Consider the following 19,504-nt stretch of genomic DNA (forward strand, 5'->3'; position numbering starts at 1 on the left):
TGCCTATCCATAAGAAACTTCCTTCAAAACGTAATCTCTAAAACGACAAAAACCCAATAATTCTTTGATGATGTCAAAATCTCTGGGGGCTTTTGAGCAAAATTGAAGTTGCAAAAGCCAAAAAACTCGGATGGAAAAAAGCCACACCATCCAATATGATTGATTTTGAGAATGCTACAATGGACATAAACAATATCTGCGTAAATTAGAGGACACATTCATCAAACCAATGGCCATGAAAACACTTCCAAGCTTTCTATTTTTCCTTTTTTTATTTTTATCCGCCTGTAAAAAACAGGAAAGTCCCAATACAATCCATATAGCGGGACTAACAGAAAATGTAGAAGTACTTCGGGACGAGGTGGGAATCAACCACATCTATGCAAACAACCAACATGACCTGTTTTTTGCACAAGGCTATTATGCTGCCAAAGATCGGCTGTTTCAATTTGAAATATGGCGAAGGCAAGCTACCGGAACGGTTTCGGAAATTTTGGGGGAAAGAGAGCTGAAACGCGATATCGGAACCCGCCTATTTAAATTTAGGGGCAATATGGAGACCGAGATGCAGCACTACCACCCCAATGGGGAAGAAATCATAACAGCATACACCGATGGGGTTAATGCCTATATTGAGGAAGTCCTTCAAAACCCACAATTGTTACCGGTTACCTTTAAGGCCTTGGGCATCTTGCCGCAAAAATGGACCCCCGAAGTGGTTATTTCCCGACATCAGGGTCTATTGGGCAATATCACCACCGAATTGGAAATCGGTCGAACAGTAGCCAAATTGGGGTCAGAAAAAACGAAGGAATATTATTGGTTTCATCCCAAGGAGCCAAACATAACATTAGACCCAGCAATAGACCCTTTGCTTTTATCCAACGATATCTTGGAATTGTATGAAGCATACCGAAAACCAATAAAATTTGAACCCGAGGATATTCTACCGGCTTATCGTGTGGAAACAGGACTGGCTTTGAATACTTCGTCAGATTATTCAAGTACATCTGAGGCCGATAAAATGTGGATTGGCAGCAACAATTGGGTAACAAGTCCATCCTTGACAGCAAACGGACATGCCTATATGGCCAACGACCCCCACAGAACATTGGCCGTGCCTTCCCTTCGCTATTGGGCCCACCTATCCGCCCCAGGTTGGGACGTAATCGGTGGCGGTGAACCGGAGATTCCCGGAATTTCCATTGGCCATAACCAATATGGTGCTTGGGGATTGACTGTTTTCCGAACTGATGGGGAGGATTTGATGGTCTATGAGCTAAACCCTGAAAACCTCAACCAATACAAATACCAAGACAACTGGGAAGACATGGAAGTCATTACCGAAACAATCCCGGTAAAAAACAGTGACGATGCTAAAGTGGATTTGAAATATACCAGACATGGCCCTGTAACTTATATCGATTCCATCAATCATGTGGGCTATGCTGTAAGATGTGCTTGGTTGGAACCAGGAAGCTCCCCCTACTTGGCATCTCTGCGTATGAACCAGGCCAAAAATTGGGAAGAGTTCCGCGATGCTTGTGATTATAGCAATATTCCGGGTGAGAATATGATATGGGCAGACAAAGAGGGCAACATTGGATGGCAAGCAGTAGGTATTGCCCCCATCCGTAGAAATTTTAGTGGTTTGGTGCCCGTTCCCGGAGATGGAAGGTATGAGTGGGATGGTTATTTGCCCATCAAACAAAAGCCACATGATCAAAATCCTGCCAATGGGTTTATCTCCACGGCCAATCAAAACGTGACGCCAGACAGCTATACAGAATGGGATGTTATTGGTTATTTGTGGAGTGATTCCTTTCGCGGAGATCGATTGAAAGAAGTATTGGGCTCGGGCAAAAAACTGACCATGGCCGATATGAAGGCACTTCAGACGGATTATTTGTCCATACCCGCACGTAGCCTTGTTCCTATTTTGGGAGAGCAATCCTTTACGGAAAATATGCCTAAAAAAGCACAGCAATTGTTATCCGATTGGGATTTTGTTTTGGATAAATATTCTACAGAAGCCGCCATTTATGTTGCTTGGGAAAGGGAATTGCTGAAAAGCTATTTTGATTTTTTCCCCGATTCAGAGGCCGAGCAAGTTATACCCAGTATCCAAATGAGCAAATTGATGCAATGGCTGATCGAACCAGAATCCAAGTTTGGTTCAAACGCCATAAACAAAAGGAACCACTTTTTAACAGGAACCTTTGCTACAGCTGTAAAAGGTCTTGCTGAAAAATTTGGTGATCAAATGGATTCTTGGAAATATGGGGGTGCCGATTACAAACATGTACAATACATTCATCCGTTGGGCAGTGTGGTAAATATAGAATTACAGTCCAAATTGAATACGAAGAAATTGGCAAGGGGAGGCAACCAGTATACGCCTGGGGTAACCGGAAGCCATAACAACCAAACATCCGGTGCCACATTCAGAATCATTGTGGATGTGAATGACTGGGATTTATCCATTGGTACCAATGCACCGGGGCAATCCGGCAACCCTGAAAGCCCTTTCTACAAAAATTTGTTCAAAAGTTGGGCCAATGACCAATACTTTCCAGTATATTATTCCAAGGATAAAATTGATTCGACAACCGTGAAAAAGGAACTGCTTGTCCCCTTAGAATAAATGAGATGGAATCACCCTCAAATGCATACGGTTGCGTTTTTCTCCAACAAACACTGTATAGTTCTTGCTCTTAGCTATTTAAGTGTATTACCATTTGTAACATTGAGATAATAAAATACGTGATTTTAAAGTAAAAATGATACTCCAAAAACATATCTTACTGTTATGATGCCATCAAGCGTTATATTTTTATGGATCGAAAATATTGTCCATTTTGGATTCCTTCTATTTCAACAAGGACAAACCATACCGTAAAATGCCAACATACCCTAAAAAAGTAAAAAACCCTCCAAATCAGCGACTTGAAAGGGTTTTGTGTGGTCCCACCTGGGCTCGAACCAGGGACCCCCTGATTATGAGTCAGGTGCTCTAACCAGCTGAGCTATAGGACCCGCATTTTGCGGATGCAATATTAGTGTTTATTTTTCTTCAGCGCAAGGTTTTGCTACTTCTACCCTTCTTTTATTTCTTGGCAAAGCTCCACCAGTACCCCATTGGTGCCCTTTGGATGCAAAAAAGCCACCAGCTTGTTGTCCGCTCCTTTTTTGGGCGTTTCGTTCAAAACCACAAAGCCTTCGCCTTTTAATCGTTCCATTTCCGAAGCTATATCTTCCACTGCAAAAGCGATGTGATGAATGCCCTCTCCCTTCTTTTCCAAATATTTGGCAATAGGGCTATCGGGCTTTGTCGCCTCCAGTAGTTCAATTTTATTGGGCCCCGATTTAAAGAATGAGGTCTTTACCCCCTCCGAGGCCACTTCCTCGACTTTATAGTGCGGCACGCCCAAAAGCTTTTCAAACAATGTATTGGATGTTTCCAAATCTTTTACCGCAATACCGATATGTTCAATTTTATCCATAGGAGTTACAATAAGCGTTAAAATGTTCACCTTTTCCCAAAATTACGGACTGTAAATGGTTAATAGCGTGAGGTTAGTCATTTATTCGCTTATTTTTGCAGTATGGAGGAAACACAAAGACAGAAAAAAATAGCAGGAATCATTCAAAAAGACCTGGCCGATATCTTACAACGCGCCGCTACCGATGGTGGCCTTAAGGGAACTTTGATCTCCGTGTCCAAGGTTTCCGTGACCGTAGATTTATCCTTGGCCAAGGTGTATGTGAGCATTTTTCCGAACAAAGGTGCCAAAGAACTGTTGGAAGGCATCAAAGAGAACCAAGTGGCCATCCGGTATGAATTGGCCCAGCGTACCAAACACCAATTAAGACGAGTGCCTGAGCTTAATTTTTATCTGGATGATTCCTTGGAATACATCGAAGGGATTGAAAAATCATTGAAAAGAGAAGAAAACCCTATCGAGAACAGGGACTTGCTCGACAAACGTAAGAAATCCTGATTTTGAACTTTCCGCTTTATATCGCAAAACGTTACTTACGGTCCAAAAGCAGCCAAAATGCGGTAAATATCATCAATTTTATCACTTTTTTGGTGATTGTGATAGGTTCTGCGGCTCTATTTATCGTGCTCTCCGCTTTTGCCGGTCTAAAGACGTTCAGCCTTTCTTTTTCCAATACGTTTGACCCCGATTTGAAGGCTACGCCCTCTATTGGAAAACATTTTACCCTCTCTCCAGATGAAGAATCTCAGCTAAACCAAATTGAAGGACTGGCCAACTATTCCAAGGAACTGGAAGAACGGGCCTACCTTACCTACAAAGAAAAAAGCACCATCGCCTATATAAAGGGAGTTGATGAAAATTACCGTGCCGTTACAGGGGTGGACAGCACCCTAATTTTTGGAAACTGGGGCTCCGATGTCTACAACGGAGTCATTGGCATTGGCATATATAATCTGTTGGGCGTACCCATGAACAACAGGACCGCTATGGAAGTTTTGGTGCCTAAACCCGGCGAGGGCTCTTTTTCGCAACAAGGGTTTAATTCCAAACCTTATGATGACCTTGCTTTAGTGGTAAGCGGCGTTTATGCGGTGGAAGAAAGTTTGGACAAAAAATACGTCTTTGCCCAACTTCCTTTGGTGCAAGAACTGTTGCAGAAAGATAGTACAGAAGTGTCCGGCATCAACTTTAAATTGACCGATGGCGCCTCTCCCGATGCGGTTAGCAACTCCATTTCGGAGGTTTTGGGCGACAAAGCCTTAATTTTGACGCGCAGGGAACAAAATACTTCGCTCTACCGGATGCTGAATACCGAAAATTTGGCAACCTATTTGATTTTCACGCTCGTGTTGATTATCGCTCTTTTTAATGTTGTTGGGGCTATTATTATGATGATTTTGGACAAGCAACAGAATTCCAAAACGCTGTATAGTTTAGGTACGACCATTAAGGAACTGCGTAGTATCTATTTTATTCAAGGATTACTGGTCACCTCTTTTGGTGGATTGATCGGTGTATTGATTGGTTCCCTGTTGATTGGTTCCCAGTTGGCGTTTGGGTGGTTAAAAATTACTCCCACGCTAGCTTATCCCGTGGAATTTGATATCATCAACTTGTTGATTGTAATAGGAACGATTGTGGTTCTGGGCTTTATCTCTTCAAAAATTGCGAGCAGTCGAATCACCCAAAAATTGGTTTCCGCTTAAGCAAACTGAAAATCCCCGAATTTTTCCTGTACCTCATCAAAAGTGGCAAAAACATCTGCAGCAGCATCGCTGGTCACCATTTTCATCCGGTATTCCTTAAAGTGCGGAATGCCTTTAAAGTAATTGGTATAATGTCTTCGGGTTTCAAAAACACCCAGTTTCTCGCCTTTCCAATCAATGGCCATTTGCAAATGCCTACGAGCGGCCTCCACGCGTTCTTGCATGGTTGGTGGCGCCAAATGCTCTCCTGTTTTAAAGTAGTGTTTTACTTCCTTAAAAAACCAAGGGTAACCAATGCTTGCCCTCCCGATCATGGCACCATCAAGACCGTATTCGTCACGCATTTTTACAGCAGCTTCGGGTGTGTCCACATCTCCATTTCCGAACACAGGAATATGCATCCGCTGGTTATTTTTAACCTCAGCAATGGGTTTCCAATCGGCCTCCCCTTTGTACATCTGCACACGGGTACGTCCGTGAATGGAAATGGCTTCGATCCCAACATCCTGTAATCGCTCTGCCACCTCAATAATTTTGATGGAACTGGTATCCCACCCCAAACGGGTTTTTACGGTAACTGGCAACTTCGTTCGTTTTACAATTTCTTTGGTCAATTTTACCATTAAAGGAATGTCTCGTAAAATACCTGCGCCAGCATTTTTACTCACCACTTTTTTTACTGGACAGCCAAAATTAATGTCGATAATATCGGGGTTGGATTTTTCAACGATATCCACCGCCTGAAGCATAGAGTCCAATTCGGCACCAAAAATCTGAATGCCCACGGGACGTTCTTTTTCGTAAATGTCCAATTTAATGACACTTTTCGCGGCATCCCTGATCAATCCTTCGGAAGAAATAAACTCGGTGTACACAACATCGGCGCCCTGCTCTTTGCACAGTTTGCGGAAAGGCGGGTCGCTGACATCTTCCATAGGGGCTAGAAGAAGCGGAAAATCAGGGAGTTCTATGTTTCCAATTTTTGGCAAATCCTATAGTTTTTTGGACTGCAAAAGTACAAAATAGGCCGTAACCTAAAAGCTAGTCTTGCGATTCTAGTCTTTCGCGCTCTTTTTTATCAATTCCACGCTGGTTATCCTCTAATCGGAAATTTCCAAAATTATAGGTAAAACCAAAGCGGAGAAACTGCGTTTCAGGGCGTCTGCGGTAAAAGTTGTCCTGGTTGAGATACTGAGAACGATAAGTAGGCACATACTGCTCCAAAATATCCTCCGCAGCAAGCGATAAAGTTATCTTGTTGTCGAACAAAGTCTTTCGCAAACCAATCGTCAAATTAAACTGTTCGTCGGACACATAAGAGCCAAACAAGAATTTAGAGACATAGGTGGCGGCAACCTCTCCTGTGAAGGTTCCATCGCTAGACAAGGTTAAATAATTGCCCACATAGGCATAGACACCGTTAACCTCATTGGTATAGGGCACATTTCCGCTTTCTTCAGCCAAAAAAGTCTCTTCCTCGTGAAAAATCGATGTGTAAGCATACATATACCAAGGAGGCAAAATGGATTTGCTCATGGTAAAGTCCAACCCATAGGATTTACTATCTAGCACATTCTGTTTTAGCTCAACCAAGGTTTGGTTATTGTTGTCCTGAAACACCAAATAGGCAATGTTACTGCCATTGTCTCTGTAGTAGACATCGAAAAAATATTCGCTGTTGAGTGTATAGTTGAAGTTAAAGCTGTTGCTGAAATTGGGTTTTAACCCGGGATTTCCCTCTTCATAATCGTTTTCGTTGTAAAAAAACCGAAAAGGATTCAGGTCATTGTACTTAGGTCGATTAATGTTTCTTCCATAGTCAAAAGAAAAGCTATGCTTGTCCGATGGCGAATAAAGCAAATAGACCGATGGGAACGGCTCAAAAAAGTCTTGGGTATTAACCTCGTCCAACGTCAACGAACGTCCTTCTGCCTTTGTCAACTCTCCGCGAACACCCAACTTCATGGACCATTTTTCCCAATTTTTTACAAAACTCATATATGCGGCGTACACATCCTCATCATAAATATACCTGTCCGACTGGGACGCATCCACGGTATTGCTGGATCCGTTAAAATTGAAAAAGGCCATATTGTTTTCGGAGGTAATCGATGACATCTTTGCTCCAGATTCAAAAGAAGCGTTTCCAATTGGAGTTGAATAATCCAATTGTCCTGTAAAAATTTTAATTTCTTGGTCCGAATCGGTATCAAATCCAAAATCCCTCAAAAACGTACCATCTGCATCAAAATAATTGGATGATAGGCGCTGGAACATTTCCCCATTAAAATAGGTGTAGTGGCCATTGGCGCGAATTTGGGCTCCCTCTTTTTTTAATTTATGCACATAAGTCAGGTCAAAAGCCAGATTGGTATTATCCATATTGGCATTGTTTTGCGAGGTAAACGTAGAATCCAACTGTGCCTGTGCATTCCTCATTTCGTTGTCCAAAAGGGTCTCCTGCCCTTGGTCTAGATTGAAAAGTAGGTTTGATGTCAGGTTCAAGCTGTTTTGGTCATCAAAATCATAATCCAATATAAAGCTTGCATTTTGAGATTGTGACCTATCCGTTTGATTGTAATCCGTGTCCCAAACCGAGAAAACAGTATTGGCATCATCCATGAAATTGATGCCCTTTTTGGTTTTGTTGATCTCTTTTTTGGGGTTGATGGTATAGTTCGCAAACAAATTAAGCTTGTCCGTTTTGTAATAATGACTGGTTCCTAAACTGAATTTTGGAAAAACAGCTTGGGTGAATGACCCGTTTACGCTTCCTTTATATCCTGGAACAATATTTTTACTGGTAATGATATTTAAAATGGGGCCTCCTTCGGCATCATAGCTAGCCGGTGGATTGGCAATCACTTCTACGGATTTTATGTTGGTGCCCGAAAGTCCCTGCAACAAATCCTGAACTTCTTGACCAGATAACTGCACCTTTCTATCATTAAGATAGACCGTAGCATTTTGACCGCGAATCATTAGAGCGTCCTGATTTACAATAACCCCAGGCGTACTTTTCAGGATATCCCATGAGGTTCCCTGGGAAACCACGGTGTTTTCCACCGAAAAGACCAGTCTGTCCGGTAGTCGTTGAAGCTTGGGCCGCTGGGCCGTAACCACAACCTCGTCCAATTCGTTGTTTTCCAAAGGGATAATCAATGCGCCCAAAGAGACATCTGTAGCGATATCCAAAGCTCTGGGTTCTGAGCCTCTGCCAACATAACTTGCCTGTAACAAATATAGATTGGGTTCTACTTCAGAAAGCTCAAAAAAGCCTTCCTCGTTTGCCGAGGTTCCTTGGACAAAAGTGGAGTCAGTTGCCTGAAGAAGCAAAATATTGGCAAAGGGAATAATCTTATTCTGTTCGTCCACAACCTTTCCGGTAATCGTAAAGGTTTGGGCATACGCGCCACATATTGTAAAAAGCACCAATAAAAAAATAGAGGTGAGGTTCTTCATTCGAGGTTTGGGTTGAACCTCAAATCTAAGAAATTATTTTTGAGCGGAATAGGTGCTTGTTTTTCTTATTTAGAAAAAACCATTTGCGGGCATTTAAAACAATTATATTTGCAGTTGATTATGTCCCTTTTTTAGGGTATGTTATTGTTGATATGGAGAAGATCAGGAATTTTTGCATCATTGCGCATATAGACCACGGTAAAAGCACCTTGGCAGACCGATTGTTGGATTTTACAGGCTCGGTTACCGAACGCGAAAAACAGGACCAGTTGTTGGACAACATGGACTTGGAGCGCGAACGAGGAATCACCATTAAGAGTCATGCCATCCAAATGGACTACGTTCATAATGGTGAAAAATATGTGCTCAACTTGATTGATACTCCTGGACACGTAGATTTTTCATATGAGGTATCCCGTTCCATTGCAGCCTGTGAAGGTGCTCTTTTGGTGGTTGATGCCGCACAGAGCATTCAGGCCCAGACCATATCCAATCTATATTTGGCCCTGGAAAACGATTTGGAAATTATTCCGGTGCTCAACAAAGTTGATTTGCCGAGTGCGAACCCAGAAGAAGTTACTGACGATATTGTTGACCTCTTGGGTTGTAAGCCCGAAGAGGTAATCCAAGCAAGTGCTAAAACAGGTGTCGGAATCGAAGAGATTCTTACCGCAATTATTGAACGTGTTCCCGCCCCAAAAGGCAATCCAGACGAGTCACTCCAAGCCCTTGTTTTTGATTCGGTTTATAATCCGTTTAGAGGTGTTGAAACCTATTTTAGGGTAGTAAACGGTGAAATCAAAAAAGGACAAAAAATAAAATTTGTTGCCACAGGGAAGTCTTATTTCGCGGATGAAATTGGTACTTTAAAATTGACCCAACATCCCAAAAATAAAATTTCTACAGGCGATGTGGGCTATTTGATCACTGGAATTAAAGATGCCCGTGAAGTAAAAGTTGGTGATACCATTACCGATTCCGCAGACCCAACCAAAAATCCCATTGGAGGTTTTGAAGATGTAAAACCTATGGTTTTTGCAGGTATTTACCCTGTAGATACTGAAGACTTTGAGGATTTACGCTCTTCCATGGAAAAGTTACAGTTGAATGATGCTTCCTTGGTATTTACACCTGAAAGTAGTGCCGCCCTAGGTTTTGGTTTTCGATGTGGATTCTTGGGAATGCTTCATATGGAGATTATCCAAGAGCGCTTGGAGCGTGAGTTTGATATGACCGTGATTACCACGGTACCCAACGTGAGCTACCACGCTTATACCACCAAAGGTGATATAGACCCTATTATAGTCAACAATCCTACCGATTTGCCGGATCCATCTACTATTGATAGGGTTGAAGAACCATATATCAAAGCAACTATCATTACAAAGGCTGATTTTGTCGGCAACGTAATGTCTCTTTGTATTGAAAAGAGAGGACAAATAGTTAACCAGACGTATTTGACCACCGAGCGTGTTGAGCTCATTTTTGATATGCCTTTGGCGGAAATCGTTTTTGATTTTTACGATCGTTTGAAAACCGTTTCCAAAGGGTATGCCTCTTTTGATTATTCTCCTATTGGGATGCGGCCATCAAAACTGGTGCGTGTTGATATTTTGTTGAACGCACAACCCGTTGATGCCCTTTCTGCCTTGGTACACTTTGACAATGCCTATCACATTGGGAAAAAGATGTGCGAGAAATTGAAAGAGCTGATTCCAAGACAGCAGTTCGATATTCCAATTCAAGCCGCCATTGGTTCCAAGATTATTTCTAGAGAGACCATTAAAGCATTGCGAAAAGATGTTACCGCCAAATGTTACGGTGGTGATATTTCCCGTAAGCGTAAGTTATTGGAAAAGCAGAAAAAGGGTAAAAAACGGATGCGCCAAGTGGGGAACGTGGAAATTCCACAACAGGCTTTTATGGCCGTTTTGAAGCTGAACGATTAGTCCTTATTTTCTTTATCCGTTTCCAATATTTTACCTAGATAAACCAATTTAAACCCATCGCCCTTGGGGGTAAAGTCCTTACTGTTGGCGGGAATAATATCTATGCTTCCATTTGGGGACTTGGTAAACAACGGTACAATATCATGTTCTTTATAAGTAATGTCAATGAGTCTATCGTAATGCTCTTTATCCTCTAAATCTATCTCGTGAATGGTAGGATGCTTGCGTACCGTGTCCATAAGCTGGATAAAATCGTCTGTGTGGGAAAAGAGCCCTTCTTTGGGGTTATTCTCTGGGTCATTTACCTCTTCGGTGTTTACTAATCTAAACGCTCCGTTTTCTCCGAATTGCTTCTGAAACTTATTAATGGCAAACTTATTAATGTCGGAGTTTCCTGTCAGGGCCATTAAATAACCCATATCGTTCAACTCAATGTTGTCGGTAAGTGTATCCGAAAAAATATTGGCTGTAATGGCTTCAAGGCCCAGTTTTTTCGCTTTTTCCACATTGTTTTGGTTATTGTCTATCAGTACTACATGCCTGTTGTTCTTTCTTAAATAATTTCCAATAAGTCTGGACAGTTTGGATGCGCCGATTATCAAAATACCTTCTGACTTTGTCAAGAACACGCCCACAAGCTTAGCAAACAAACGTGCCGTGGTGGCATTTAATAACACCGTACCCAAAACAATCATAAAAACCAGGGGGGTAATATATTCTGCGCCCGGTTCTCCGCGTAACATCAACTTAGAACCAAAAAGTGAGGCAATACCTGCGGCAACTATACCACGTGGACCTACCCAGCCAATAAAAAGCTTTTCCTTGAATTTTAAATTGGATCCCTGAGAGCTCAGGAATACCCCCAATGGCCTGATTATAAAAACAATCACCGCAAAAAGAGCGAGCGTTCTCCAATTATAAATTAGCTCCATATCGCTAATATTGATATTAGCAGCCAAGAGGATAAATAATATGGAAATCAGCAATACACTGAGCGACTCCTTAAAATAAAGCAGCTCCTTTATGTTGGGTAGCTTCATATTTCCCAACACCATGCCCATTACCACAACGGCCAATAAGCCAGATTCATGGGCAAAAAGGTCAGACTCCACATAAACCAAAAGCACGGTGGACAAGGAAACTACGTTCAATAAATAATGCGGAATAAAATCCTTTTTAATGGCAAATGCCAACGCATGAGCAAAGGTGAAACCAAAAGTGGTTCCAAACAGAATAATTTTACCAAACTCGACAAGAGCAGTTTGTGTAAATGCTTGTCCCTCCCCAACGCTGATAAATTCGAATACCAATACAGCAACCAAGGCCCCGATTGGGTCAATCAGGATTCCTTCCCATTTTAAAACCGCCGAAACGTCCTTTTTTAGGGGGATATTTCTCAAAATAGGAGTAATAACAGTTGGACCCGTAACAATTATCAAGGCAGAAAACAGGAAAGAAATTTGCCAAGAAAGCCCAAAAATATAATGGGCTGACACACCTGCTCCAAAAAATGTAACAATCGTACCTATGGTTATCAGCTTAGATATTACCGGTCCTACATTCGATATTTCGGCCCTTTTAAGGGTAAGCCCTCCTTCAAAAAGGATGACGCTAATGGCCAGTGACACAAAATAATAAAGCCCTTCCCCGGGGAACAAGCCTTTTTCTCCATTCCAGATGGGTTCAATAATTTTTGATCCATCTTCTGTATACAGTGTTGCGATTGGGCCCACCAGCAAACCAATCAATATCAAGGGTAAAATAGCCGGCAATTTAAACCGCCAAGCCACCCATTGTGCAATAATGCCAAGAATTATAATTCCAGCAAGTTCGAGCATGGTCTAAGTTTTGTGGAAATTTAATGTTTTTCTTTTAGATAATCGTTCTTCACAGAAGCTCCAAATGTTTTTGTTGGTCCTCCATATCACATATTATGAGGAAACTTTGTGCCACAAACAAGTACTTAACCCGATTTTGTTAAAATACGGCCAATATATCCTCTTTTTTTCTCCATTTGGATGGTGCTTTTCTTATTTTGCATGCCATTTTACTTTCAGAATGACAATTTATCCTATAGAAACCGGTAATTTTAAGTTAGATGGTGGCGCCATGTTCGGCGTGGTGCCCAAGTCCATTTGGAATAGAACCAACCCTGCGGATGGCAACAATATGATTGATCTGGCCGCGCGCTGCCTTTTAATCGAAGATGGCGATAGGCTTATTTTAATCGATAATGGCCTGGGCAACAAACAATCCGAAAAATTTTTTAGCTACTACTATCTCTGGGGCGACCACACCTTGGACAGATCTTTGAAAAATGCCGGGTTCCACCGTGATGATATTACGGATGTTTTTTTGACCCATTTGCATTTTGATCATTGTGGGGGCAGCATTCAGTGGAACAAGGACCGAACTGGTTATGAGCCCGCCTTCAAGAATGCCAAGTTCTGGACGAACAAGGACCATTGGGAATGGGCAACAAAGCCCAATGCACGAGAAAAAGCTTCTTTCTTAAAGGAGAATCTTTTGCCTATGGAAGAAAGTGGTCAGTTGCATTTTGTGAACCGAAAGGAAGGTTCCTTTCTGGAAAAATCCGAACTCGGTTTTGGCATCCACTTTGTGGATGGACATACCGATAAACAAATGCTTCCCCATTTAAAATACAAGGGAAAAACCTTGGTTTTTGTGGCCGACCTTATTGCGACCGTAGGTCATATTCCCCTTCCTTATGTTATGGGGTATGATACTCGCCCATTATTGACCTTAAAAGAAAAACAGTCGTTCTTAAATAAAGCTGTGGAAAACGATTGGTTGCTGCTGTTCGAGCACGATGCCCACAATCAAATCTGCTCTCTGAAACAAACCGAGAAAGGAGTTCGATTGAACGAATTGTTTACATATAACGAACTATTTAAATCACAATAAAACCCCTCACCTTTACAAATACAATTTATGAATCGCACATATAACAAACTATCATTCCTATCCATTTCCGCTGCCCTGTTTTTAATGGGTTGTGGTTCCACTGCGTTGGTTTCAACACCGGTTGAGAACATTGATGCCGTTCCTTTAAAAATCGCCGAGCTTACCGATGCCGAGAAAAAACATTGGGGACATCTTGATCTTGTTACAGACACTATTCCTGGTATGAGCGTTGACAAGGCCTACAACGAAATCATAAAAAACAAAAGGGGGAAAACGGTTGTGGTGGCCGTTTTGGATTCGGGTATGGATTTAGAACACGAAGACTTACAGGGTGTACTTTGGACCAATACTGATGAAGTCCCAAATAATGGAAAAGATGATGATGGCAATGGTTATTTGGATGATGTTCATGGCTACAACTTTTTAGGAGATTCCTACAATGAGCAATTGGAATATGTTCGCATGCTTCGCTTGAATATCGGAGATGCTTCTGAGAGGGCTGAAGCTAGGCTTTTACTGGACAAGGAATATCCTGAAGCGGTTCAGAACAAGCAACAGTACGAACAAATATTTCAGGTAGTAAAAGGGGCGGACCAATTGGTTAAAACCGAATTGGGCAAAGAAGACTACACTAAAAAAGATTTGCTTTCCATTGAACCAAAAACTGCCCAAATGGAACAAAGTGTCGCTGTATTGACACAGATGTTCACTTATGGTGACAGTATTCCAGAGGTTTTGGAAGAATTGGAGGAAGGAATCAAGTATTTTTCCGAACAAGCCAATTATAACCTCAACAAAGATTTTAACGGTCGAGCTCCTGTAGGTGACGACCCTTATGATATTACCGATGTTCCTTATGGAAACGGAAATCCCAAAAACCAAGTGGATACCGAAAGCCACGGAACCCACGTAGCTGGAATTATCGCGGCAACTAGGAACAATGGTGTTGGAGTTGATGGTGTTGCCAATAATGTTGAAATAATGAGTATTAGGGCGGTTCCCAATGGAGACGAGTACGATAAAGATATTGCGCTTGGCATTCGCTATGCAGTAGATAATGGCGCATCTATCATCAACTGTAGTTTTGGAAAGTCCTTTTCGCCTAAAGCAGAATGGGTTTATGACGCTATAAAATATGCTGCCTCCAAAGATGTTCTTATTGTTCACGCTGCAGGCAACGATGGTGAAGACTTGGAAGACCCTGAAAACAGAAATTATCCAAACGATGACATGGATGAAGATCGAGAGTTTGTAGACAATATGATTACCGTTGGTGCACTTTCCAGCAACTATGGCTCTGAAATGGTGGCCTCTTTTTCCAATTATGGAAATCAACGGGTTGACGTATTCGCTCCCGGTGCCGAAATTTACTCTACCATGCCGGACAATGATTATGAATTTCAAGGAGGAACTTCGATGGCTGCTCCTGCGGTAGCCGGTGTAGCCGCATTGATTCGATCTTTTCATCCAGATTTATCCGCATCACAGGTAAAAAACATCATCATGCAATCTGGATTAAGAACAAAAGCATCTGTAATTGTGGCCGGTGATCAGACCAAGGCCACCACTTTCGACAAAATTTCTAAGTCTGGTAAAATGGTCAATGCATATAATGCCTTAATTTTGGCAAACAACATTTCAAACGGTAAAATGACCTTAGAAAAAAATTCAAAATAACATATGAAGCGTTCCTTTTTATTAGCCTTTTTCGGGGCCACTCTTTTTTTAAGTGCACAAAACTCAAGTAGCTGGCAACAGCACGTGGATTATACCATGGATGTGCAAATGGATGTGAAAACATATCAGTACACCGGTACCCAAAAATTAGTCTACACCAACAACTCTCCAGATGATTTGAATCGTGTTTTCTATCATTTGTTTTACAATGCTTTTCAGCCCGGTAGTGAAATGGATATTAGACTCCAAAACATCAAAGATCCCGATAAAAGGATGGTGGAAAACGGAGAAAGTAGGATTGCCTCACTTTCAGAAAGTGAAATGGGGTACTTGCATGCTAAATCCCTTACTCAGGATGGACGACCAGTTTCTTTTAAAGAAGAGGGAACCATTCTTGTGGTAGATTTGGACAAACCTATTCCGGCCGGTGGAAAAACCACATTAGAAATGACCTTTGAAGGTCAAGTCCCTTTACAAATAAGACGTTCTGGAAGAAACAGCAAAGAAAATGTGGCGCTTTCCATGAGCCAATGGTATCCTAAACTTTCAGAATATGATTTTGAAGGATGGCACCCCAACCCATACATCGCTCGTGAATTTCATGGCGTATGGGGAGATTTTGATGTCAAAATTACATTGGACAAGGATTACACCGTAGGAGGCACTGGCTATCTTCAAAATCCACAAGAAATTGGTCATGGTTATGAAACTCCCGGGACCAAAGTAAAAACCAAGGGAAAAACCCTTACCTGGCATTTTAAAGCCCCTAATGTACACGATTTTATGTGGGCTGCCGACCCAGAATATATTCATGATACTTATGTGATGGAAAATGGGCCTACGCTTCATTTTTTCTACAAAGACAATCCAGAATTCAATGAAAACTGGAAAAACCTTCAGCCAAAAACGGCAGAGGCAATGACGTTTTTTAGCAACAATGTTGGCAAATATCCTTACGAGCAATATTCCGTTGTTCAAGGAGGAGATGGTGGAATGGAGTATGCTATGAGTACGCTGGTTACTGGAAATCGTGAATTCGGAAGCTTGGTAGGTGTAATGGTACATGAAATGGCTCACTCTTGGTTTCAGCATGTTTTGGCCACCAATGAATCGGAGCACGAATGGATGGATGAAGGGTTTACTTCCTTTATCAGCAGTTTGTGCATGAACCAAATTATGGAGCAGAACAAGCAAAACCCCTTCGAAGGGTCGTACCGAGGCTACTATGCCTTGGTAAACTCTGGTTTGGAGATGCCACAATCCACTCATGCTGACAGATACACCACAAACTTTGCTTATGGGGTTGCAGCTTACAGCAAAGGATCAATATTTCTTTCGCAACTTGGTTATGTAATCGGACAGGATAAATTGATGGAAACCATTCAAAAATATTTTGAGGACTTCAAGTTTAAGCACCCAGTACCGAACGACATCAAAAGAACAGCAGAGAAAGTATCTGGAATGGAACTTAACTGGTATTTGACCGATTGGACACAAACAACCAACACGATTGATTACGGTATTAAAAGTGTTGAAGCGGATGGGGACAAAACTAAAGTAAGCATGGAAAGAATTGGCGAAATGCCAATGCCTTTGGATATTTTGGTAGTAGGTAAAGATGGAACACAAGAAACCTATTATGTGCCACTGCGCATGATGTATGGAGAAAAAGATAACCCTTACCCCAACCTAGAACGTACTGTTTTGAAAGATTGGCCATGGGCTTACCCAACGTATGAGTTTACATTGGACATGCCTTTGGATAACGTTCAGGCCATTATGATCGACCCATCACAATTAATGGCCGATGTAGATGGGGAAAACAACGTATATCAGGCAGAGGAATAGGCGCCTCTTTCTTTATAAAAATTTTAAGGGTGGCCAATTGTGCCACCCTTTCTTATTCTATATAAGATTTATTTAAGTAATTTACCCATTAAAAGGAACTGTCGCGAAAATGCTGGAAGAAAACACCAATTCAAATAAGACAGATGAACCCCTAAAGTCTCCTCAAGGGGACATTGCCTTTCCCAAAAAAGAAAAGCTTACCAACAAAAAGGTGTTCGAAGCGCTTTTTACCGAAGGCAAAAATTTACGAGAGTTTCCCATTAAACTTATCTACCTCAGCACCAATTCCAAAGAAGAGTTCCCCATAAAAGTTGCCGTGGTCGCTCCCAAGAAAAGATTTAAAACCGCTGTGGACCGTAACCGGATAAAGCGACTTTTGAGGGAAGCCTACAGACTAAATAAGCCCTTCATTTTTAACAACATTGAGGGAAACTTTGCGTTCATATTTTTATACCTTGGCAAGAAGGCCCCAAGTTTTAATGAAGTTGATGCGGCCATGAAAAAACTGTTAGAGGCCTTTGTAAAAAAAGAATTCCATGAAAAGATTGATTAAAAAGCAGGTTTTAATTCCCATTTTGGCGCTTGCCGTTTTGATCGGGGCCAGTAGTTTTAAAAGCGACTTTTTTGAGATTGCCAAACAAATAGAAATCTTTACTACCCTTTTTAAGGAACTCAACATGAACTATGTGGACGAGACCAATCCTGCAGAGTTGATGGATTCGGCCATAAAAAACATGTTGGGCGAATTAGACCCCTATACCCAGTTCTTGAACGAACAGGACGTTGAATCTTTCAAAATCAACAATTCTGGAGAATATTCAGGTATTGGAGCCCTGGTTCGTTCTTATGAAAATAAGTTGGTGGTTGTTGAGCCCTACCAAGGTTATGCCGCGGATAAAGCAGGGCTAAAGGCTGGAGATGAGATTATTAAAATTGGCGAAACCTTGGTTGCCGACTTCGACGATAATGCTGGAGAGCTCCTCAAAGGAGCCAACAACTCCACAGTAGAGGTTACCTTTTTAAGACAAGGAGAAACCAAAACTGCCACAATTACTCGCCAGGGTGTCGAGGTGGATGCTGTTCCGTTTTACGATATGATTGACGACAAAACAGGATATATTGTGTTGTCCCGTTTCAATAGGAAGGCTTCCAAGCAGACAAAATTAGCCATGCAGGACCTTAAAGGTCAAGGCGCAGAAAGGTTGGTTTTGGACTTAAGAGGAAACCCCGGGGGATTGTTGTCCGAAGCCATAAATGTTACCAACCTATTTGTGCCCAAGGGAGAATTAATCGTAACGACAAGATCCAAGGTAAAAAAGTTCAATCAAGAATACAGAACCAAAAACAAACCCGAGGACGAAGAGATTCCATTAGTTGTTTTAGTTGATGGAAAAAGTGCGTCGGCAAGTGAAATAGTTTCCGGTGGCCTACAAGATTTGGATCGGGCCGTAATTGTTGGAGCCCGAAGTTTTGGCAAAGGATTGGTACAACGACCCCTTAAACTTACTTATGGAACACAATTAAAGGTCACTATTTCTAGATATTATACTCCTTCTGGACGATGCATACAGTCATTGGACTATTGGAACAGAGATGCTGAAGGAAATGCCGTTCGCAACACCAATTTTAATGAGTTCACCACAAAAAATGGCCGAAAAGTTTGGGACGGGGGTGGCGTAATGCCGGATGTTACCATAGAATCTTTAAAAACCAACTCCCTTATTGACGCTTTGGAAGCCAATAATATTGTTTTTGATTTTGCAACGGAGTATTTCTACGATCACAGTTTTGATTCAGTAGAAAACTTTAATTTTTCCGATGCTGATTATGCATTGTTTAAATCGTACGCCAAAGAGCAAAACTTCTCCTACCAAACCAAAACAGAAAAACTACTAGAGGAGTCTGTCAATGGTGATGATACCTTATTGGGGGCCGAAGTACAGGAAAAGTACAAAGACCTGCTTCTTGCTGTGAATAGGGGAAAAATAACTGCCTTAGATAATTTCCAAAAGGAAATCCAAAAGAATCTGGAAGACGAAATCATAACCAGATATTTTTACCGGGAAGGTCTTTATAAATACTACCTAAACCACGATGATGCCATTCTCACCGCAAAAGAATTGCTTGCCGATAACAATAAGTACTCAAGTATTTTAAAATAACGAAAGCATTACAACAACCCATTTAGGGCATCTATCAATTCATGTCGTGTAACCGTCAAGTTTTTCAAACAGGGACAGTATTTTGGAGCTACCTTAAGGAAAATATTGTTCATGACCTACATGATACTTACCTTGATTTTAGTCGGGTTTATTCTTTTGTTTTGGCTTTACAATTTAATGTACAATTGTTTTTCCAGGTCCTTTTGTATTTTAAAAAACCGAAATAGTGGCTCCATCACTATAAAGGATGCTTCCATTATTTGCGTGACCAC

13 protein-coding genes and 1 tRNA gene are annotated in these 19,504 nt (G+C 41.6%); 9 read left to right on the plus strand and 5 right to left on the minus strand.

The genetic code is table 11. The annotated features are described in order from the left end of the window. Positions 1–235 precede the first annotated feature (235 nt). On the plus strand, positions 236–2,644 hold the full coding sequence (locus tag D2V08_RS06075; protein WP_119607727.1) for a penicillin acylase family protein: 2,409 nt from the start codon (positions 236–238) through the stop codon (positions 2,642–2,644). A gap of 318 nt (positions 2,645–2,962) precedes the next feature. Here D2V08_RS06075 and D2V08_RS06080 read toward each other — a convergent pair. Together D2V08_RS06080 and mce are read right to left on the minus strand one after the other, a co-directional pair. Beyond that, positions 2,963–3,036 (minus strand) — tRNA-Ile (locus D2V08_RS06080). A 59-nt stretch (positions 3,037–3,095) separates the two neighbouring features. Beyond that, positions 3,096–3,503: a methylmalonyl-CoA epimerase gene (gene mce, locus D2V08_RS06085; protein WP_119607164.1), complete on the minus strand. Its 408-nt coding sequence runs from the start codon at positions 3,501–3,503 to the stop codon at positions 3,096–3,098. A 102-nt stretch (positions 3,504–3,605) separates the two neighbouring features. Between mce and rbfA the strand changes: the two genes are divergently transcribed. Beyond that, positions 3,606–4,001 (plus strand): 30S ribosome-binding factor RbfA, encoded by a 396-nt coding sequence (gene rbfA, locus D2V08_RS06090; protein ID WP_119607165.1) that lies wholly within the window; start codon positions 3,606–3,608, stop codon positions 3,999–4,001. A 2-nt stretch (positions 4,002–4,003) separates the two neighbouring features. Then, positions 4,004–5,209 carry an ABC transporter permease gene (locus D2V08_RS06095; protein WP_119607166.1) on the plus strand — a complete coding sequence of 402 codons (1,206 nt, stop codon included), beginning with the start codon at positions 4,004–4,006 and terminating at the stop codon, positions 5,207–5,209. On the opposite strand, the gene dusB is transcribed toward D2V08_RS06095, so the two are convergent. Both dusB and D2V08_RS06105 read right to left on the minus strand, forming a co-directional pair. Then, positions 5,206–6,198: a tRNA dihydrouridine synthase DusB gene (gene dusB, locus D2V08_RS06100; RefSeq protein ID WP_119607167.1), complete on the minus strand. Its 993-nt coding sequence runs from the start codon at positions 6,196–6,198 to the stop codon at positions 5,206–5,208. The genes D2V08_RS06095 and dusB overlap by 4 nt on opposite strands. A 52-nt stretch (positions 6,199–6,250) precedes the next feature. After that, entirely contained in the window at positions 6,251–8,671 is a 2,421-nt protein-coding gene (locus D2V08_RS06105) for a TonB-dependent receptor (protein ID WP_119607168.1), read from the minus strand. Between the two features lie 152 nt (positions 8,672–8,823). Here D2V08_RS06105 and lepA point away from each other — a divergent pair, with 152 nt between their 5' ends. After that, complete coding sequence (gene lepA, locus D2V08_RS06110) at positions 8,824–10,620, plus strand: translation elongation factor 4 (RefSeq protein ID WP_119607728.1); 1,797 nt, start codon at positions 8,824–8,826, stop codon at positions 10,618–10,620. On the opposite strand, the gene D2V08_RS06115 is transcribed toward lepA, so the two are convergent. Next, entirely contained in the window at positions 10,617–12,458 is a 1,842-nt protein-coding gene (locus D2V08_RS06115) for a cation:proton antiporter (protein ID WP_119607169.1), read from the minus strand. The two genes, lepA and D2V08_RS06115, sit on opposite strands and share 4 nt — an antisense overlap. A gap of 220 nt (positions 12,459–12,678) precedes the next feature. On the opposite strand from D2V08_RS06115, the gene D2V08_RS06120 reads away from it, so the two are divergent. From D2V08_RS06120 to D2V08_RS06140, 5 genes are all read left to right on the plus strand, one after another. Further along, the gene (locus D2V08_RS06120; RefSeq protein ID WP_119607170.1) at positions 12,679–13,545 is read left to right on the plus strand and encodes an MBL fold metallo-hydrolase; all 867 of its coding nucleotides are present in this window, start codon (positions 12,679–12,681) and stop codon (positions 13,543–13,545) included. 27 nt (positions 13,546–13,572) lie between these two features. After that, positions 13,573–15,222 (plus strand): S8 family peptidase, encoded by a 1,650-nt coding sequence (locus D2V08_RS06125; protein WP_119607171.1) that lies wholly within the window; start codon positions 13,573–13,575, stop codon positions 15,220–15,222. Between the two features lie 3 nt (positions 15,223–15,225). Beyond that, positions 15,226–17,070, plus strand: coding sequence for a M1 family metallopeptidase (locus tag D2V08_RS06130; protein ID WP_119607172.1), 1,845 nt, complete (start codon positions 15,226–15,228; stop codon positions 17,068–17,070). A gap of 109 nt (positions 17,071–17,179) precedes the next feature. Further along, on the plus strand, positions 17,180–17,623 hold the full coding sequence (gene rnpA, locus D2V08_RS06135) for a ribonuclease P protein component (protein ID WP_119607173.1): 444 nt from the start codon (positions 17,180–17,182) through the stop codon (positions 17,621–17,623). Next, a complete protein-coding gene (locus D2V08_RS06140) occupies positions 17,607–19,232 on the plus strand; it encodes a S41 family peptidase (protein ID WP_119607174.1) in 1,626 nt (541 codons plus the stop codon). The genes rnpA and D2V08_RS06140 overlap by 17 nt, the downstream gene beginning before the upstream one ends. Positions 19,233–19,504 lie beyond the last annotated feature (272 nt).

The organism is Flagellimonas lutimaris, assembly GCF_003581615.1.
GTDB lineage: Bacteria > Bacteroidota > Bacteroidia > Flavobacteriales > Flavobacteriaceae > Flagellimonas > Flagellimonas lutimaris.

What these genes read in the sequence shown, in the direction of transcription:
- D2V08_RS06075 (WP_119607727.1), top strand. Translation starts at nt 236, where the DNA reads ATGAAAACACTTCCAAGCTTTCTATTTTTCCTTTTTTTATTTTTATCC.
- mce (WP_119607164.1), bottom strand. Translation starts at nt 3,503, where the DNA reads ATGGATAAAATTGAACATATCGGTATTGCGGTAAAAGATTTGGAAACA.
- rbfA (WP_119607165.1), top strand. Translation starts at nt 3,606, where the DNA reads ATGGAGGAAACACAAAGACAGAAAAAAATAGCAGGAATCATTCAAAAA.
- D2V08_RS06105 (WP_119607168.1), bottom strand. Translation starts at nt 8,671, where the DNA reads ATGAAGAACCTCACCTCTATTTTTTTATTGGTGCTTTTTACAATATGT.
- lepA (WP_119607728.1), top strand. Translation starts at nt 8,824, where the DNA reads ATGGAGAAGATCAGGAATTTTTGCATCATTGCGCATATAGACCACGGT.
- D2V08_RS06115 (WP_119607169.1), bottom strand. Translation starts at nt 12,458, where the DNA reads ATGCTCGAACTTGCTGGAATTATAATTCTTGGCATTATTGCACAATGG.
- D2V08_RS06120 (WP_119607170.1), top strand. Translation starts at nt 12,679, where the DNA reads ATGACAATTTATCCTATAGAAACCGGTAATTTTAAGTTAGATGGTGGC.
- D2V08_RS06125 (WP_119607171.1), top strand. Translation starts at nt 13,573, where the DNA reads ATGAATCGCACATATAACAAACTATCATTCCTATCCATTTCCGCTGCC.
- D2V08_RS06130 (WP_119607172.1), top strand. Translation starts at nt 15,226, where the DNA reads ATGAAGCGTTCCTTTTTATTAGCCTTTTTCGGGGCCACTCTTTTTTTA.
- rnpA (WP_119607173.1), top strand. Translation starts at nt 17,180, where the DNA reads ATGCTGGAAGAAAACACCAATTCAAATAAGACAGATGAACCCCTAAAG.
- D2V08_RS06140 (WP_119607174.1), top strand. Translation starts at nt 17,607, where the DNA reads ATGAAAAGATTGATTAAAAAGCAGGTTTTAATTCCCATTTTGGCGCTT.